The organism is Sphingomonas sp. P4_D12, from assembly GCF_056401895.1.
Window position 1 is genome coordinate 49,759 of the sequence record NZ_JBFUIL010000002.1, and the last position, 15,698, is coordinate 65,456.

A 15,698-nucleotide genomic window follows, 5' to 3' on the forward strand; every position below is an offset into this window, starting at 1 on the left:
GTAGCGCCGCGCGCGGGCGGATGCGCCCGCGACGGATGAATGAGCCCCGGCCGCAGCAATGCGGACCGGGGCTTCGTTCAAGGCGCTGTTAGCGTTTTGCATCTTCTCCTCAGCCGGCCCTCCCCGGCTCGGATGCCGCGCCGTCAGACGGACCGGCGTTGCCGGTCCGCTGCCCGCCGCGGCGAGTCCCGGATTTGCTCAGGCAAATCCGGGCCGCCCGCACCTCACTGGCACGCCAGGCATTCATCATAGTCCGTCGTCTCGCCCAGTTCGAACTTGGGCGCCTCGATCGTGTTGTCGGCTTCGACACCCCCGGCGAACCCGGCGCGCTGCACCGATTTCGAGCGGAGGTAGTAAAGCGACTTCACGCCCAGTTCCCAGGCGCGGAAGTGGAGCATCAACAAGTCCCACTTCTCGACATCGGCCGGGATGAACAGGTTGAGGCTGGTCGACTGGTCGATATAGGGCGTGCGATCCGCCTGGAGCTCGATCAGCCAGCGCTGGTCGATCTCGAAGCTGGTCTTGTAGCAGTCCTTTTCCTCCTGGCTGAGGAAATCGAGATGCTGGACCGAGCCGCCGCGCTCGAGGATCGAGTTCCACACCGCGTCGCTGTTCTTCGATTTCTCGATGAAGATCTTCTCGAGATACGGATTCTTGACCGAGAACGATCCCGACAAGGTCTTGTGGGTGTAGATATTGGCCGGGATCGGCTCGATGCACGCGCTGGTGCCGCCGCAGATGATCGAGATGGAAGCGGTCGGCGCGATCGCCATCTTGCAGCTGAACCGCTCCATCACGCCCATGTCGGCGGCGTCGGGGCAGGGCCCGCGCTCGACCGCCAGTGCCATCGACGCGGCGTCGACCTGCGCGCGGATTTGCTTGAACATCTTCATGTTCCACGACTTCGCCATCGCGCCTTCGAACGGCAGGCCGCGCGCCTGGAGGAACGAGTGGAAGCCCATCACGCCCAGGCCGACCGACCGCTCGCGCATCGCCGAATAAGCGGCGCGCTCCATGCCGGGCTCGGCGCGGTCGATGAAATCCTGCAGCACGTTGTCGAGGAACCGCATGATGTCCTCGATGAAATGCTCGTCCTTGTTCCACTGGTCCCAGGTCTCGAGGTTGAGCGAGCTGAGGCAGCACACCGCGGTGCGATCCTTGCCGAGGTGATCCTTGCCGGTCGGCAGGGTGATTTCCGAGCACAGGTTCGAGGTCGAAACCTTGAGGCCGAGATCGCGATGATGCTTGGGCATCGTCGAGTTCACATGATCGGCGAAGATGATGTACGGCTCGCCGGTCGCCAGACGGGTCTCGACCAGCTTCTGGAACAAAGCGCGGGCATCGACCTTGCCGCGTTCCGAGCCGTCCTTGGGCGACTTGAGCGACCATTCGGAGCCGTCGCGCACCGCTTCCATGAAAGCGTCGGGGATCAGCACGCCATGGTGCAGGTTGAGCGCCTTGCGGTTGAAGTCGCCCGAGGGTTTGCGGATCTCGAGGAACTCCTCGATCTCCGGGTGCGAGATGTCGAGATAGCAGGCGGCCGAACCGCGGCGCAGCGAGCCCTGGCTGATCGCGAGCGTCAGGCTGTCCATCACGCGGACGAACGGAATGATGCCGCTGGTCTTGCCGTTCAGGCCGACCGGCTCGCCGATGCCGCGGACATTGCCCCAATAGGTGCCGATGCCGCCGCCGCGCGAGGCGAGCCAGACATTCTCGTTCCAGGTGTCGACGATGCCGTTGAGGCTGTCGGGCACCGAGTTGAGGAAGCACGAGATCGGAAGACCGCGGCCGGTGCCGCCGTTCGACAGCACCGGCGTCGCCGGCATGAACCACAGACGCGAGATATAGTCGTACAGGCGCTGGGCGTGCGCGCCGTCATCGGCATAAGCCGACGCCACGCGGACGAACAGGTCCTGATACGATTCACCCGGCAGCAGATAGCGGTCGTTGAGCGTGTCCTTGCCGAAATCGGTCAGGAGATCGTCGCGCGAATGATCGACCTCGACTGGATATGGCTTGGCGATCGACTTCGAATCGCGCTTCTTCGTCCGGGGTGCCGCATTCGCCTGCACCGTCGCCGCTGCCGCCTCGATCGCATCGGTCGCCATATTTTCGCCCGTTCCTTCGGTGTCTCTGAAATCCATCTCTCGCCCCTGCTTTTCCGCTCGCACAAATCGACTCGGGGGAACGAACCCCCACCTTACCATTCGGGCTCCACAGGCGAGAACAAAAATAGTCCACAGCCTGTTTAAAAAGCACGAGCAGGGCCCTGCCGCGATATAAGATCGCGACTGGATTTCCACCAGTGCTTGGGTCGCCCCCGAACCGAACTACAACAGATTGTGCCTATCCGGCGTCGGACGCAATACCGTAAATGACGAATTCATGACTCCGTTCGTCGCTATTTTGACTCGACTCACGGAAGGTCCGATCCGGTCCATTCGCCGCGACGCGCGGGTTTCCGCGGGCTTCCGCGAAGGCAAGGGAACGAACGCGGAACACGCAAAAATATTGTGGTCGATAGCTGGACCGTATCAACCGGTTGTGGTCGGGTCGAGTCATGACTGATCCGATCGCTTCATTTGATCAGATTCGCGGACTCCTGGCTTTATGGGCGCGGATGACGCGCCACGATTCGCCGGCCGAGCCACGTCCCGTCCCGATCCGGACGCTGCTCGACATACTCGGTCTCGGGCTCGAACAGACGATGTCGATGTTGGGACAGTCCCAGCCCGACTGGCCGGCATTCGTCGCTTGGATAGAGGCGACCGCGGGAGCGCCCGACGCGGCGCGGCTGGCGCGCTTCACCGCCTGGTATGACGGCGACGAGCCGCCCGCCGACGAACGCGCCCGCCAGGCGGCGGTGATGGCGATGGCGCCGGTGTTCGACGCCGGTGATCTGGCGCGATGGGATCGCGACGGCGTCGTCGTGCTGCGCCAGGCGATTACCCGCGATCAGGCGGCTGCGATCGCCGATCATCTCTGGTCGATCCTCGATGCCGATCCGGCCGATCCCGCGACCTGGTACGGACCGCGCACCAACGGCATCATGATCCAGCATTTCCAGCATCCGACGATGGACGTGCCGCGCCGCTCGATGCGCATGGCGAAGGCGTTCGCCGAACTCTATGGCCATGCCGACCTGATCGTGTCGACCGACCGGCTGAGCTTCAATCCGCCGATCAGGCCCGGCTACACCTTTCCCGGGCCGCATCTGCACTGGGACGGCAATCTGACGCCGCCGATCGCGCTCGAAACCCAGGCGATCCTCTATCTCACCGACACTGCCGCCGATCAGGGCGCATTGCAGGTCGTGCCGGGTTTCCACCATCGACTGGCCGATGGCTGGATCGCGAGCCTGAGCGGTGCCGATCCCCGCACCGTTGACCTGTCGTCCGAAGCGGTCACGGTGCCGGCAGGGGCGGGCGATCTCGTCATCTGGCGCCACGAAATCCCCCACGGCGCCAGCGCCAATCGCAGCGACCAGCCGCGCCTGGCGCACTATGTGAACCATTATCCGATGCACTGGCCCGACGAGCGGCCCTGGCTGTAGCGCCTGGGTCCGACGGCGCGCGTCCCTCAGCTCGCTTTGCGGACCTTGCGCGTCGGGACCGGCGCGTTGAGCCGCTCGAGGTTGAAATTCTGCGCGAATTCCAGGCCCGCACGGCCGTCCTTGGCCCAGCGGACGGTCGCCGGGAACATCTGGCCTTCGAGCAATTCGATTTGGACGTCGACGCCCGACGGATCGATGGGAAACTCGATGCCGTCGATCAGCGCGCCGGTCGACGAGATGTTGCGGATGCGGACCTCGCCCTTGGTGACGCCGAGGTCGAGGATAGCCGAGCGCAGCATCGTCGATCGCGGGCTGCGGCTGACCTTGTAGCCGAGCGGGGTGGCGTGGCCACCGGCGGCCTGGAGCTGGCGGATGACTTCCTCGCTGCGCGCGGGCTTGCCATAGACATAGCCCTGGATGTGGCTGCAGCCGAGTTCGCGGATCAGCTCGACCTCATCCTGATGCTCGACCCCTTCGGCGGTGGTTTCCATATAGAGCGTGTTGGCCAGCGTCACGATCGCCTTGATGATCGCTGCATTGCGGTTGCCCGGCACGGCGGCGCCGCGCACGAAGCTCTGATCGATCTTGATCTTGTCGAACGGCGCTTTCTTGAGATAGCCGAGCGACGAATAGCCGGTGCCGAAATCGTCGAGCGCCAGGCGCACGCCGATCCCTTTCAGCGACTTGAACATCTTTTCCGAACTGGCGTTTTCGTTGACGAACACGCCCTCGGTGATCTCGAGCTCGAGCCGATGCGGTGCCAGGCCGGAATTGGCCAGCGCGGAGGTGACGATAGCGGGCAGCGCCGGATTGGCGAACTGGATCGGGGAGACATTGACCGCGACGCGGACATGGCTCGGCCAGCCCGCCGCCTCGCGGCACGCGGTCCTGAGCACCCATTCGCCGATCGTCTCGATCATCCCGCATTCCTCGGCGATCGGGATGAATTCGGCTGGGCTGATCGCGCCGCGCGTCGGGTGGTCCCAACGGATCAGCGCTTCGTAGCCGACGATCTGCTCGCCCTCGGTCGATACGACCGGCTGATAGGCGACGTAGAATTGGTTGCCGACCAAGGCGTGGCGCAGATCGTCTTCGAGCTGTTTCTTGGATTGGGCGCCCGCGAGCAACTCGCTGCGGAAGAAGCGGTGGACGCCGCGGCCGTCGCCCTTCGCCTCGTACAATGCGAGGTCGGCATTGCGGATCAATGTTTCGGAGTCGCTGCCATCCTCGGGTGAGATTGCGATACCGACCGAGCAGCCGATCGTGATCGACGATCCATCGATGAAATATGGCTGCGAGAGCGCCGCGATCACGCCCTTCGCCAAATCCCCCAGGCGGTCGCGATTGCCTTCGCCGGGCACCACGACCTGGAATTCGTCGCCGCCTAGCCGGCCGACCAGTCCGGCGTCGCCGACCGACCGTTGCAGCCGTTGCGCCACCTGTTTCAGCAAGGAGTCGCCCATCTGGTGGCCAAGCGTGTCGTTGACTGCCTTGAAGCGATCGAGGTCGAGCAGCAACAGCGAGGTGATGGCATGGCCCGATTGCGGCGCCAGCGTCTTGTCGAGCGAGGCACGCATGCGCTGGCGATTGGCGAGCCCAGTCAGGCCGTCGAACAGCGCGAGGCGCGTAATCTCGGCTTCGGACCGGCGTTTTTCGGTGAGGTCGCGGCCCGATCCGACAAAGCCCTGGAACCGGCCGAGCTCGTCGATCATCGGCCGGCCGGAAATCGACCACCAGCGCTCGCTATCCTCGTCGACGGCGGGGCACACCGAATAGTCGGAAAAGCTGGTGCGGGAGGACAAGTGAAAGCTCAACGTGCGCTCGGTGTCGCCTGCTTCGGTATCCATGCGAAAGATGTCGGTGAGCCTGCCGGCGATCGGCTCGACGCCGAGCCGGGCGAATTCGCGCCCGACCTTGGCCGACAGATAGGTGATCAGGCCGTGGCGGTCGGTCTGCCAGAACCAGCCGTCGCCATGATCTTCGACCTCGCGCACCAATTGCGCAGCGAGACGGCCCGAACTGCTCTCGGCCTCGTCGAGCCGGTTGCGTTCGACGTCGTTGCGGGCCAGTCGCACGGTCGAGATCGTCAGGCTGGCGAGCGCCAGGAAAGCGATCGCCGTGGGCAGGCCGAGCCCGGTATGGATCAGCACCATGCCGGCGAGCGCGGCGGCAAAGACCAACGTCGCGGCGCGCAGCGGATGGATCGCGATCGCGGTGATCGTCACGCCGGCGAAGACCGCGATGAACCCGGCGAGATGATATTCGCCCACTGGAAACGCCGCGACCAGCGGCAGTAGTGACAGGAGCCCGACGCCAAGCGCGCCCGAACAGAGCGTCAGGGTGCGGATCTGGACATGGGTCGGCCAGAAACGCGCGAAATTGAGCTTGAGCTGGGCGAGAGCGGCGATCGATGCCGCGGCAATCACGCCGCCGCGCAGCGCCGCCAGGCGGATAAGATCGTCATGCCCGGTATAATGCGCGATCACGCCAACGACGAGCGGCGCGAGCAACTGGGCGAACAGCACGAACGGCCAGACCGCGCTCAACTCGCCAATGCGCTGCAATCGCGCCTCGATCGTCTCCGGCGTGGCGTCGATGTCGAGCGCCAGCGCGCCCCAGGTGGAACGCGTTGCATCGGCCACAGATCGGCTCGGACGAACGGACATGACCACGCCCGTAGCGCGAAGACGTTAGGAAGTGCTTTCAGCCCGAACTAAACTAGACGGCCGAGTCGAGGCGAAACGGTGCAGTCAGCTCGCGCCTTCGGTTCGAATGAAATCGATGAAGGCGCGCAACGGCGCCGGCATCAAGCGGCGGCTGTGATAATAAAGTGAGGGACCGGGAAACGGCTCCATCCAGTCGCTCAGGACTTCGACCAGCATACCGCGCGCCAGTTCGGCGGTAAAGAATTCTTCGAACCCCGCCACTATTCCCAGGCCAGCGACCGCCGCCGCGATCTCCATCTGCATCGACGTCGCGATGAGCGGCCCATCGGGGGCGATGCGATAGCGGCGACCCCCGCGTTCGAAATCCCATGCGGCGAGCCTGCCGCTCGCGAAGCGGTGGCCGAGCCTTTGATGTCCGGCAAGGTCCTGCGGGTGTCGGGGCGTGCCGTGGCGATCGAGATAGGCAGGAGCGGCAACGCAGGCGAAGCGCTGTCGTCGCGGGCCGATCGGCACCGCGATCATATCGCGGTCGATGCGCTCCTCGTATCGGATTCCGGCGTCGAACCCGGCCGCGAGAATGTCGACCAACTCGTCCTGAGCGGTCACTTCCATCCGGATGCCGGGATGCGCGACAAGGAACCGCGCGGCGATCGGCGGCAGGATGTGCCAGGCGACGATGCCGGGAACATTGAGGCGCAAGGTGCCGCTGACCTGGCCGCTTTCGGTGACCAGATCGTCGGCCGCGTGGGCAAGTTCCTCCAATGCCGGAGTCAATCGATCGAGCAGCCGTTGTCCCGCCTCGGTCGGCGTGACGCTGCGCGTGGTCCGGTTGAGCAGGCGGACGCCGAGATCACTTTCGAGTCGGCGCACCGCTTCCGACAGTGATGACGCCGACAGGTTTTTGCTCTGCGCCGCGGCACGAAAACCACCGGCTGCAGCCACGGCCGCGAATTGGGCGAAGTCATCGAGATTGGGCGTCGCCATTGTACGGATTTTCGCACGGGGCGTCTCGCTTGTCATGGCTTATCGTACGATCGCCATTTCGCCATATGCCGATCTTCAAAGGAGACAGACGATGGAACAGCGCAGGCTAGGCAAGAGTGGACCGACGACCTCGGCAATCGGACTTGGGTGTATGGGCATGTCGGGCGCGTACGGGCCGGCGGACCGCGACGAGGCCATCGCGACCATTCACGCCGCGCTCGACGCCGGGATGACGCTGCTCGATACCGGCGACTTTTATGGCCAGGGCCATAACGAGATGCTGATCGGCGACGCGATCGCCGGTATGCCGCGCGACGCTTATCAGCTCAGCGTCAAATATGGCGGGTTGCGCGACCCGGCCGGGGCGTTCATCGGCTTCGACGCGAGCCCGCGCTCGACCAAGAACTTCCTCCACTACACGCTGCAGCGGCTGCGGGTGGATCATATCGACATCTACCGCCCCGCGCGGCTCGACCCCGATGTGCCGATCGAAGAGACGATCGGCGCGATCGCTGAGATGGTGCAGGCAGGCTATGTCCGCCATATCGGCCTATCCGAAATGGGATCGGAGACGATCCGTCGCGCCGCCGCCGTGCACCCGATCGTCGACTTGCAGATCGAATATGCGCTGATCAGCCGTGGGCCCGAGGACAGCATCTTCCCGACGCTGCGCGAACTAGGCATCGGCGTCACCGCTTATGGCGTGCTGTCGCGCGGGTTGATCAGCGGGCATTGGCAGGCGTCGGGCGGCGCGCAGCCGGGCGATTTCCGCGCGCATTCGCCGCGGTTCCAGGCGGGCAATGTCGAGGCCAATCTGCAGATTGCGGACCGGCTCAAGGCGATTGCCGATGCCAAGGGCATCACCACCGCGCAGCTCGCCATCGCCTGGGTCGCGGCGCAGGGGCAAGACATCGTGCCGTTGGTCGGGGCCAAGACCCGCACGCGGCTGCAGGAAGCGCTGGGCGCGCTCGACGTGACGCTCAGCGCTGAGGATCTTGCCGCGATCGAGGCGGCGGTGCCGAGCGACGCGGTGCGAGGCGATCGCTATCCCGCGCAGGGCATGGCCTCGCTCGACAGCGAGCGGGGATGAAAAGCCCTAGGGCCGGTAGCCTTCCCATTCGGCGGGAAGGCCGATCGGCCCGAGCAATTGATTGGTCAAGGACACGAAGATCGCCGCCGCGCGATTGTCATTGGCCATCAGCAGGATACAGCTCTGGCGCGTGTCGACGCACATCGCGTAATTCTCGGTGCCGTCGTCATGCCCTTCCTTGAAATAGGCGTGGCCGAACCGGCTTTCGAACGTGCCCCAGCCGACGCCATAGCCCAGCTTCATGGCTTTCCAGCGATTGGTGCGATCGTCGCGCAGCGTCGGAAACTGGGTAGGGCTGTCGATCCAGATCGTGGGGCGGACCATGGCCCTATGCGTGGCGAGTCCCAGGCCGTCGCTGCGCGAAACCGCGGCAAGAAAACGCGCCCAGTCGGCCAAGGTCGTAGCCATCGATCCGGCCACGTCGACTTTGCGTCGATGCGCGAAGGGCTGGCGCTGACCGTCCGCGGTGTAGCCATAGGCAAAGCGGCCGTCATAGCTGTCGCGCCAGGTCATCGACGTGTCGCCCATCCGGAAGCGGTCGAAGACACGCCGTTGGATCTCCTGACCCACGTCAAGGCCAAGACCCTGTTCGAGCACGAACTGAGCCAAATGCATGCCTTCGCCCGAATAGCCGTAGCGCGTACCCGGCTCGCGGTGGAACCGCAGCTTCTTGTCGTCCTCGAAGAAGCGGAAATTGGCGAAGCCGCTGCTGTGGTTCATCAATATCCGCAAGGTCAGCTTGCGCCAGCGTTCGTCGCCCTTGAGATCGGCATAAGCCGCATGGTCGGGCAGCGGCTTGGCCAGATATTGATCGATCGGCTTGTCGAGATCGACTTTCCCTTCAGCGACCAATTGCATCAGCATCCAGGCGAAGGTCGCCTTGGTCAGCGAGGCGCCGGGCATGATCGTCGCCGGCGTCAGCGGCGCCTTGTTCTCCAGCGAGGCATAACCATAGCTCTTGATGAAGACGATCTTGCCCTTGCGGATCACCGCGACGCCAAGCCCGGTAACCTGGTTCGCCGTTATCATCCGCTGGACGATGCGGTCGACAGTCGATTCCGACAGGTTGCGATTGTCGAGCGTATTGTACACGCGTTGCGGCCGATCGGTGGCGCCGATCGCGAGCAGCGCCAGGGCCGCGCTCATCATCCGCAATGATCGGCCGGTCGGCATGCGAGTCTCTCCAAGAAATCCGGCGCGCTGTATCGCCGGTCAGGCGCAATTAGCCAACGCTTCGTACGCGGCGGTCAATCGCGGCAATACCGGTTCGTGGTTCGGCGGCAATGGCGTGCCGAGATGTTCATGGCGCAGCTCGGCCATGAACGCCTCCCACAAAGGTGGTCCGCCTTCCTCGAGCAATTGCGCGCGAATCGCGAGTTCGGGGGTGGTCGGCAGATGGCGGCGGCCCCAGGCGCCGATTTGGGCGAGCACCGGCAGCAGCTGGATCGCCGGTTCGGTCAGGCTATAGATCGCCTTCTGCTTGTGACTGGGATCGTCGGCACGCGTCAGCAGCCCGCGCTCCATCAGCTTTTTCAAACGGTCGGCCAGGATGTTGGAAGCGATTCCCTCCTCCGATTGCGAGAGCAGCTCGCGATAATGGCGGCGATTGCCGAACATGATGTCGCGGATGATGACCAGGCTCCAGCGATCGCCCAAAGTCTCCATCGATAGATTGATCGGGCATCCCGACCGCATCGTCTCAGCCATGCATGCATTGTAAAAAACTGCTTGCAAAATGCAACTGCTTAATTTAGCCGATGCATATACCGCTTGCGAATTGCAAGCAGTTTTGCGAGGAGGATGCGATGAAGTTTCTGTGCCTGTGCCATTACGAATCGGCGCGCTTCGCCGAGTTGAAGCCCGCGGATTTCCAGGAGATCGGCGCGATCTGCGCGCCGCACGACGCCGCGCTGAAGGCGAGTGGCAAGGTCGAATTGATCGGTGCGCTCGGCATGCCCGAACAGTCGCGGACCCTGTTCGTCGAGGATGGCGCGGTGGTCGCGAAGGCCGGTCCCTATGCAGCGACGCCCGAGCCGTTCGGTGCCTTCTTCATCGTCGAGGCCGATGATATCGACGGGGCAGTCGAGATCGCGAAGCTGCATCCGGGAACGCATCTCGGCGACAAATTCGGGCGCGGCGGAATCGAAGTGCGTCCAATCGATTTCATCGAGCGGCCGTGAGTGGGAGAGAGATGATGGGCAAGGTACGTGTTGGTGCGTTTTCGGTATCGGTCGATGGGTTCGGTGCCGGACCCGAACAGAGCCTGGACGATCCGCTCGGGAAAAATGGTCGTGAGGTGCACGGCTGGTTCTTTCCGACGCGATTCTTCCAGACCATGATCGGCAAAGAGGACGGCGAGACCGGCATCGACAACAGCTTTGGTGAGCGTGCGATGACGGGGTTCGGCGCCTTCATCCTGGGCCGCAACATGTACGGGCCGATCCGCGGCGACTGGAACGGTACCGACTGGAAGGGCTGGTGGGGCGACAACCCGCCCTATCACGCGCCGACCTATATCCTGACGCATCATCCGCACCCGCCGATCGAGATGGAAGGCGGCACCACCTTCATTTTCGTGACCGATGGGATCGAAAGCGCGCTCGAGCAGGCGAAGGCGGCGGCGGGCGATCTCGACGTCAAGATCGGCGGCGGTGTTTCGACCGTGCGGCAATATCTGCAGGCCGGCCTGATCGACGAACTCCATTACGCCGTGTCGCCGGTCGTGTTGGGGCAGGGCGAGGCGATGTTCGAGGGGATCGACCTGCGCGCGCTCGGCTACGTCCCGACCGAGCAGGTGATGGGCGAGCGCGCGCTGCACATCGTGCTCGCGAAGGGAGAGGCCGAATGACCTTGAAGCTCTATGCGCATCCCTTCTCGTCCTATTGCCAGAAAGCCAAGACGGCGTTTTACGAAAAGGGCGTGGCGTTCGAGGAAGTGATGCTCGACGGCAGCGAGCCGGTGGCGAGCGAGTTCGCTGCGCTGTGGCCGATCGGGCGGTTCCCGGTGCTGACCGATGGGGCCAGCGACAATGACAGGCGCCTGGTCTTCGAGACAACGACGATCATCGAATATCTCGACGCCAAATATCCCGATAAGCCGCTGATTCCTAACGACCCCATCGTGGCCGTCGACGTGCGGATGTGGGATCGCTTCTTCGACAATTATGTCAGCTATCCGCAGCAACGTCTTGTCTATGGTGCGCTTGGCCGCGAGGCGAAGGACGATGCCAGGTGGCAGGGCGCGCTCGACACGGCCTATGCCCTGCTCGACAAGCATATGGCGGGGCGCGAATGGGCCGCGGGCGATGCGTTCAGCCTGGCCGATTGTGCGGCGGCGCCGGCATTGCTCTACGCCGATTGGAGCCATGCCATCCCCAAGTCGTTCGCCAACGTCTGGGCCTATCGCGACCGTTTGCTCGCACGCCCGAGCTATGCCCGAGCGCTCGATGAGGCTCGGCCATACCGTCATTATTTCCCGCTCGGCGCGCCCGAGGGGCGGGACTAGCTCGGCAGTCGGGGAGAAACAGCGATGGCAACGTCACTCTACGATCTCAGCGTGCCGACTTTCCAACAGACGGTGAGCGCCGTCGCTGGCTTTCTCGACCGCGCGGACAAGCATTGCCAGGAGAATGGCGCCAACCCCGACGAGTTCGTGAACGCTCGCCTCTTTCCCGACATGGCGCCGTTCCATTTCCAGATCGAGGCGCTGACGCATCATGCTGTCTGGGGTGTGGAAGCGCTGATCAGGAGCGTGTTCGATCCGCCGCCGCTCGTCGGGACGATGCCGTTCGCCGACCTGCAAGCGATGGTCAGGCGAGCGGAGACCGCGCTGGCGGCGTTCACGCCGGAAGAGGTCAATGACTGCGCGGGCAAGGAACTGGATTTACAGATCGGCCCGCGCCGGCTCGCCTTCATGGCGGAGACCTTCATCCTCTCCTTTTCGCTGCCGAACTTCCATTTTCACGCGGTCACGGCCTACGACATATTGCGGACGCGGGGCGTTCCGATCGGTAAGCGCGATTATGAGGGACGGTTACGGACGAGGTCGGGATGACGATAAGCGGGATCAGGCTCCAAACGCGTCGGCCAGTTCCGTCAAACTGCTGACATTCCATTCCCAATCCTGCGCGAAGCCGCGGTCGGGCGCGGGGCGGCCGCCATATTCCATTGGACGATCGACATAAGCGGTGAGCAGCCCGCAACCGCGCGCCGCACTGAGATCGCTGTGATGCGCAGCAACGAGGCAGAGTTCGTCCGGCTGAATCGCCAGCGCCCGGGCGGTGGCGAGATACGCTTCGGGATCGGGCTTGTAGTGACCGCTGACCTCGGCGCCCAGGATCGCGTCCCAGGGCAGGGCGGCACGCCGCGCCATATCGAGCATCAGCGCGATATTGCCGTTCGACAGCGTGACGACCGGAAATCGTCGCTTCAGCCGCGTCAGCCCGGCGACCGCCTCTGGCCAGGGATCGAGCCGGTGCCAGGCAAGCGTCAAATCATGCAGCCGCTCGTCGCTGATCGCGCCGGGGTCGATCTCCAGGCTGACCAGCAAGTCCTCGAGCGTTTCACGGTGAAGCGTGTCGAGAATGACGAAGGGCCGATCGCCTGATCGCACGCGCGCCATCGCCGGCTGGTACCGCGCGCGCCAGCCGTCGGCGAACGCCTCGGGGGTGATGTCGGTACGGCCCAAGCCGTCGAGCAACGGAGCGGCCTCGCGAGCGATTCCGCTGCGCCAATCCACCACCGTGCCGAACACGTCGAAGGCGAGGGCTTTGGGCAGAAACATTGAATCCTTCTTCTGCCATCATCCCGTCCGGCGCCAGAGTTATCGTTTGCGATTAGCGGTGGGTGAAAGGCGCCAAGAGCGATTACGTCAATTCGAACGAATTGCCGGATGACAAAGCCCCGTCTTGCGAGGCACTCTCGCTTCATGCGAGCGTTCTTCGCCTTTCTGATAGCGCCCATTCCAGCCGCTATACTGCTGCCCCTGATCCTGCATGTTCGGCCGCTGTTCGGGTCGCAAGCGGCGGCATTCGCCGCCACCTACGTAATTCTGCTCGGATTGCAGGTCATATTGGGCATCCCGTTGCGCTTGACGCTGGCGCGCGGCGAACGGGCGACACTAATGGCGCATGCGCTAATCGGCTCGGCTATGTACGGTGTGCCGTCGATCGGCATAGCCATCTGGATGGCGATACGGTTGGGCCGCTATTACGACCTTACCGCGCAGGTTATCATCGCTCCCGTTAGTTACGTGATCGCGGGCGGGGTGACCGGCGGGCTCTATTGGTTGCTAGCCGGGATCGGGACGCCGGCACAGCGGCAGCGCAAGCGGATCGCTGCGCTAGACGCCGATTTCGGATAAGTGCACGTCTGGGGGAGCGGATGATGCGACAGATAATTGCGTTCTTTGCTGCGCCATTTCCGGCGGTCTTGTTCGTGATCCTTGTTGGCCCGCACTGGTCGCTCGTCGCGCAAGCTATTGCGCTGTGGGGCCTCATATTGCTGATCCAGCTTGTGTTCGGTGTTTTCATCCGCATCGAACTACGGCGACAGGGTAAGGACAAATTGCGTTGGTATGCCTTGGGCGGCGCGATCATGCTCGGGCTGCCAGGGATTGCGATGGTGCTCCTGATCCCGAGCGCGCGAGGTGCCGCGATCGGCGCCGTGATTTTTACGGTGGTGATGATTGCCATGCTCGGCGCTGTTACCGGTGTGACTTATGCGTTGATCGCGGGGCAGCGCCGGCAGGAGCATATCGACGCAATCGATGAACTGGCGCGGCGCTTCGGCTGAAGTCAGCGGGCCGTTGCGCTGCGGGCTGCGCGTGCCTAGTGCGCAGCTTCATGACCACGACCATTCGCGCAGCCGATCTGATCGAGAGCGTCGCCGACGCGCTCCAGTTCATCTCTTACTATCACCCGATGGATTATATCCGCGCGCTCGGGACCGCCTATGAGGCGGAGCAGTCGCCCGCGGCCAAGGACGCGATCGCGCAGATCCTGACCAACAGCCGGATGTGTGCCGAGGGGCACCGGCCGATCTGCCAGGATACCGGCATCGTCAACGTGTTCGTCAAATGGGGAATGGACTGCCGTCTCGACGACACCTCGCGCTCGATGCAGGAGGTCGTCGATGAGGGCGTACGCCGCGCTTATCTGAACCCGGAAAACAAGCTGCGCGCGTCGGTGCTCGCCGACCCAGCTTTCACGCGGCGCAACACCAAGGACAACACGCCCTGCGTGCTCCATGTCGAGCTGGTTCCGGGCGACAAGGTCCATATCGACGTCGCGGCCAAGGGCGGCGGGTCGGAGAACAAGTCCAAGTTCAAGATGATGAATCCATCGGACTCGATCGTCGACTGGGTGCTTGAGATGCTGCCTCAGATGGGTGCGGGCTGGTGCCCGCCCGGTATGCTCGGGATCGGCATCGGCGGGACGGCGGAGCATTGCGTGCTGCTCGCCAAGAAGGCGCTGATGGAACAGATCGACATGGCGACACTCAAGGAGCGCGGGCCGAAGACCGATATCGAGGCGCTGCGCATCGAGATTTTCGATAAGGTCAATGCGCTCGGCATCGGCGCTCAGGGGCTGGGCGGGCTGTCGACCATCCTCGACGTCAAGATCATGGACGCGCCGTGCCATGCCGCGGGCAAACCGGTGGCGATGATCCCCAATTGCGCCGCGACGCGCCACGCGCATTTCACGCTGGATGGGTCGGGGCCGGTCTTTCTCGAAGCGCCCAAGCTCGACGAATGGCCCGACGTCAATTGGACGCCCGACAAGGCGGCGATCCGCGTCGATCTCGATACGCTGACCCCCGAAGTGGTGCAGAGCTGGAAGCAGGGCGACCGGCTGCTGCTCAACGGCAAGATGCTGACCGGCCGCGACGCGGCACACAAGCGGATCGCCGATATGCTGGCCAAGGGCGAGGAATTGCCGGTCAGCTTCAAGGGCCGGGTGATCTATTATGTCGGGCCGGTCGATCCGGTCGGCGAGGAAATCGTCGGTCCGGCGGGCCCCACCACCGCGACGCGGATGGACAAGTTCATGCGCATGATGCTCGACCAGGGCCTGCTCGCCTGCGTCGGCAAGGCCGAGCGCGGTCCGGCCGCGACCGAGGCGATCAAGGACGCGAAATCGGCCTATCTGATGGCGGTCGGTGGGGCCGCGTATCTGGTGGCGCGCGCGATCAAGGGATCGAAAGTCGTCGGGTTCGAGGATCTGGGGATGGAAGCGATCTATGAATTCGAGGTCGCGGATTTCCCGGTGACAGTCGCGGTCGACAGCGAGGGGAACAACGTTCACCAATTGGCGCCGTTGGTGTGGCGCGAGAAGATCGCGAAAGAGAAGTTGTTGGAGCGGGTGTAATTCGTCGCCCCGGCGGAGGCCGGGGCCGCCGGGTTTGAC

Annotated in this window: 15 protein-coding genes; 9 read left to right on the forward strand and 6 right to left on the reverse strand. The window is 63.9% G+C overall.

All coding sequences use genetic code 11. From position 1 onward, the window contains the following. Positions 1-224: 224 nt before the first annotated feature. On the reverse strand, positions 225-2,144 hold the full coding sequence (locus AC1DSD_RS02890; RefSeq protein WP_478028353.1) for a ribonucleoside-diphosphate reductase subunit alpha: 1,920 nt from the start codon (positions 2,142-2,144) through the stop codon (positions 225-227). Between the two features lie 416 nt (positions 2,145-2,560). Between AC1DSD_RS02890 and AC1DSD_RS02895 the strand changes: the two genes are divergently transcribed. Beyond that, positions 2,561-3,553, forward strand: coding sequence for a phytanoyl-CoA dioxygenase family protein (locus AC1DSD_RS02895; RefSeq protein ID WP_478028354.1), 993 nt, complete (start codon positions 2,561-2,563; stop codon positions 3,551-3,553). A gap of 26 nt (positions 3,554-3,579) precedes the next feature. Here AC1DSD_RS02895 and AC1DSD_RS02900 read toward each other — a convergent pair whose 3' ends face one another. After that, a complete protein-coding gene (locus AC1DSD_RS02900; RefSeq protein WP_478028356.1) occupies positions 3,580-6,195 on the reverse strand; it encodes a putative bifunctional diguanylate cyclase/phosphodiesterase in 2,616 nt (871 codons plus the stop codon). Between the two features lie 108 nt (positions 6,196-6,303). Then, positions 6,304-7,203 (reverse strand): LysR substrate-binding domain-containing protein, encoded by a 900-nt coding sequence (locus AC1DSD_RS02905; RefSeq protein WP_478028358.1) that lies wholly within the window; start codon positions 7,201-7,203, stop codon positions 6,304-6,306. Between the two features lie 91 nt (positions 7,204-7,294). Between AC1DSD_RS02905 and AC1DSD_RS02910 the strand changes: the two genes are divergently transcribed. After that, positions 7,295-8,293: an aldo/keto reductase gene (locus AC1DSD_RS02910; RefSeq protein WP_478028360.1), complete on the forward strand. Its 999-nt coding sequence runs from the start codon at positions 7,295-7,297 to the stop codon at positions 8,291-8,293. 6 nt (positions 8,294-8,299) lie between these two features. Here AC1DSD_RS02910 and AC1DSD_RS02915 read toward each other — a convergent pair whose 3' ends face one another. Both AC1DSD_RS02915 and AC1DSD_RS02920 read right to left on the reverse strand, forming a co-directional pair. Then, the gene (locus tag AC1DSD_RS02915; protein WP_478028362.1) at positions 8,300-9,466 is read right to left on the reverse strand and encodes a serine hydrolase domain-containing protein; all 1,167 of its coding nucleotides are present in this window, start codon (positions 9,464-9,466) and stop codon (positions 8,300-8,302) included. Between the two features lie 39 nt (positions 9,467-9,505). Further along, entirely contained in the window at positions 9,506-10,000 is a 495-nt protein-coding gene (locus AC1DSD_RS02920) for a winged helix-turn-helix transcriptional regulator (RefSeq protein ID WP_478028363.1), read from the reverse strand. Positions 10,001-10,098: 98 nt separating this feature from the next. On the opposite strand from AC1DSD_RS02920, the gene AC1DSD_RS02925 reads away from it, so the two are divergent. From AC1DSD_RS02925 to AC1DSD_RS02940, 4 genes are read left to right on the forward strand one after another with little or no spacing between them, the layout of a single operon-like run. Continuing rightward, positions 10,099-10,473, forward strand: coding sequence for a YciI family protein (locus AC1DSD_RS02925; RefSeq protein WP_478028365.1), 375 nt, complete (start codon positions 10,099-10,101; stop codon positions 10,471-10,473). Between the two features lie 14 nt (positions 10,474-10,487). Continuing rightward, positions 10,488-11,141: a dihydrofolate reductase family protein gene (locus tag AC1DSD_RS02930; protein WP_478028367.1), complete on the forward strand. Its 654-nt coding sequence runs from the start codon at positions 10,488-10,490 to the stop codon at positions 11,139-11,141. Beyond that, on the forward strand, positions 11,138-11,797 hold the full coding sequence (locus AC1DSD_RS02935) for a glutathione S-transferase family protein (protein ID WP_478028369.1): 660 nt from the start codon (positions 11,138-11,140) through the stop codon (positions 11,795-11,797). Before AC1DSD_RS02930 ends, AC1DSD_RS02935 begins: the two co-directional genes overlap by 4 nt. Before the next feature lie 24 nt (positions 11,798-11,821). Further along, positions 11,822-12,346 carry a DUF1993 domain-containing protein gene (locus tag AC1DSD_RS02940; protein ID WP_478028371.1) on the forward strand — a complete coding sequence of 175 codons (525 nt, stop codon included), beginning with the start codon at positions 11,822-11,824 and terminating at the stop codon, positions 12,344-12,346. Between the two features lie 12 nt (positions 12,347-12,358). Here AC1DSD_RS02940 and AC1DSD_RS02945 read toward each other — a convergent pair whose 3' ends face one another. After that, complete coding sequence (locus AC1DSD_RS02945; protein WP_478028373.1) at positions 12,359-13,075, reverse strand: haloacid dehalogenase type II; 717 nt, start codon at positions 13,073-13,075, stop codon at positions 12,359-12,361. Between the two features lie 144 nt (positions 13,076-13,219). Between AC1DSD_RS02945 and AC1DSD_RS02950 the strand changes: the two genes are divergently transcribed. Genes AC1DSD_RS02950 through AC1DSD_RS02960 form a run of 3 tightly spaced genes read left to right on the forward strand, consistent with a single transcriptional unit; the run spans position 13,220 to position 15,659 of the window. Next, positions 13,220-13,654, forward strand: a complete 435-nt coding sequence (locus tag AC1DSD_RS02950; RefSeq protein ID WP_478028374.1) for a hypothetical protein — start codon at positions 13,220-13,222, stop codon at positions 13,652-13,654. A gap of 23 nt (positions 13,655-13,677) precedes the next feature. Further along, complete coding sequence (locus AC1DSD_RS02955) at positions 13,678-14,085, forward strand: hypothetical protein (RefSeq protein WP_478028375.1); 408 nt, start codon at positions 13,678-13,680, stop codon at positions 14,083-14,085. Between the two features lie 50 nt (positions 14,086-14,135). Continuing rightward, positions 14,136-15,659, forward strand: coding sequence for a fumarate hydratase (locus tag AC1DSD_RS02960; RefSeq protein ID WP_478028377.1), 1,524 nt, complete (start codon positions 14,136-14,138; stop codon positions 15,657-15,659). The last annotated feature ends 39 nt before the right edge of the window (positions 15,660-15,698 follow it).

Coding starts and splice junctions, on each gene's coding strand:
- AC1DSD_RS02890 (WP_478028353.1), bottom strand. CDS start 2,144: ATGGATTTCAGAGACACCGAAGGAACGGGCGAAAATATGGCGACCGAT.
- AC1DSD_RS02910 (WP_478028360.1), top strand. CDS start 7,295: ATGGAACAGCGCAGGCTAGGCAAGAGTGGACCGACGACCTCGGCAATC.
- AC1DSD_RS02950 (WP_478028374.1), top strand. CDS start 13,220: ATGCGAGCGTTCTTCGCCTTTCTGATAGCGCCCATTCCAGCCGCTATA.
- AC1DSD_RS02940 (WP_478028371.1), top strand. CDS start 11,822: ATGGCAACGTCACTCTACGATCTCAGCGTGCCGACTTTCCAACAGACG.
- AC1DSD_RS02915 (WP_478028362.1), bottom strand. CDS start 9,466: ATGCCGACCGGCCGATCATTGCGGATGATGAGCGCGGCCCTGGCGCTG.
- AC1DSD_RS02935 (WP_478028369.1), top strand. CDS start 11,138: ATGACCTTGAAGCTCTATGCGCATCCCTTCTCGTCCTATTGCCAGAAA.
- AC1DSD_RS02945 (WP_478028373.1), bottom strand. CDS start 13,075: ATGTTTCTGCCCAAAGCCCTCGCCTTCGACGTGTTCGGCACGGTGGTG.
- AC1DSD_RS02895 (WP_478028354.1), top strand. CDS start 2,561: ATGACTGATCCGATCGCTTCATTTGATCAGATTCGCGGACTCCTGGCT.
- AC1DSD_RS02920 (WP_478028363.1), bottom strand. CDS start 10,000: ATGGCTGAGACGATGCGGTCGGGATGCCCGATCAATCTATCGATGGAG.
- AC1DSD_RS02955 (WP_478028375.1), top strand. CDS start 13,678: ATGCGACAGATAATTGCGTTCTTTGCTGCGCCATTTCCGGCGGTCTTG.
- AC1DSD_RS02960 (WP_478028377.1), top strand. CDS start 14,136: ATGACCACGACCATTCGCGCAGCCGATCTGATCGAGAGCGTCGCCGAC.
- AC1DSD_RS02925 (WP_478028365.1), top strand. CDS start 10,099: ATGAAGTTTCTGTGCCTGTGCCATTACGAATCGGCGCGCTTCGCCGAG.
- AC1DSD_RS02930 (WP_478028367.1), top strand. CDS start 10,488: ATGGGCAAGGTACGTGTTGGTGCGTTTTCGGTATCGGTCGATGGGTTC.
- AC1DSD_RS02905 (WP_478028358.1), bottom strand. CDS start 7,203: ATGGCGACGCCCAATCTCGATGACTTCGCCCAATTCGCGGCCGTGGCT.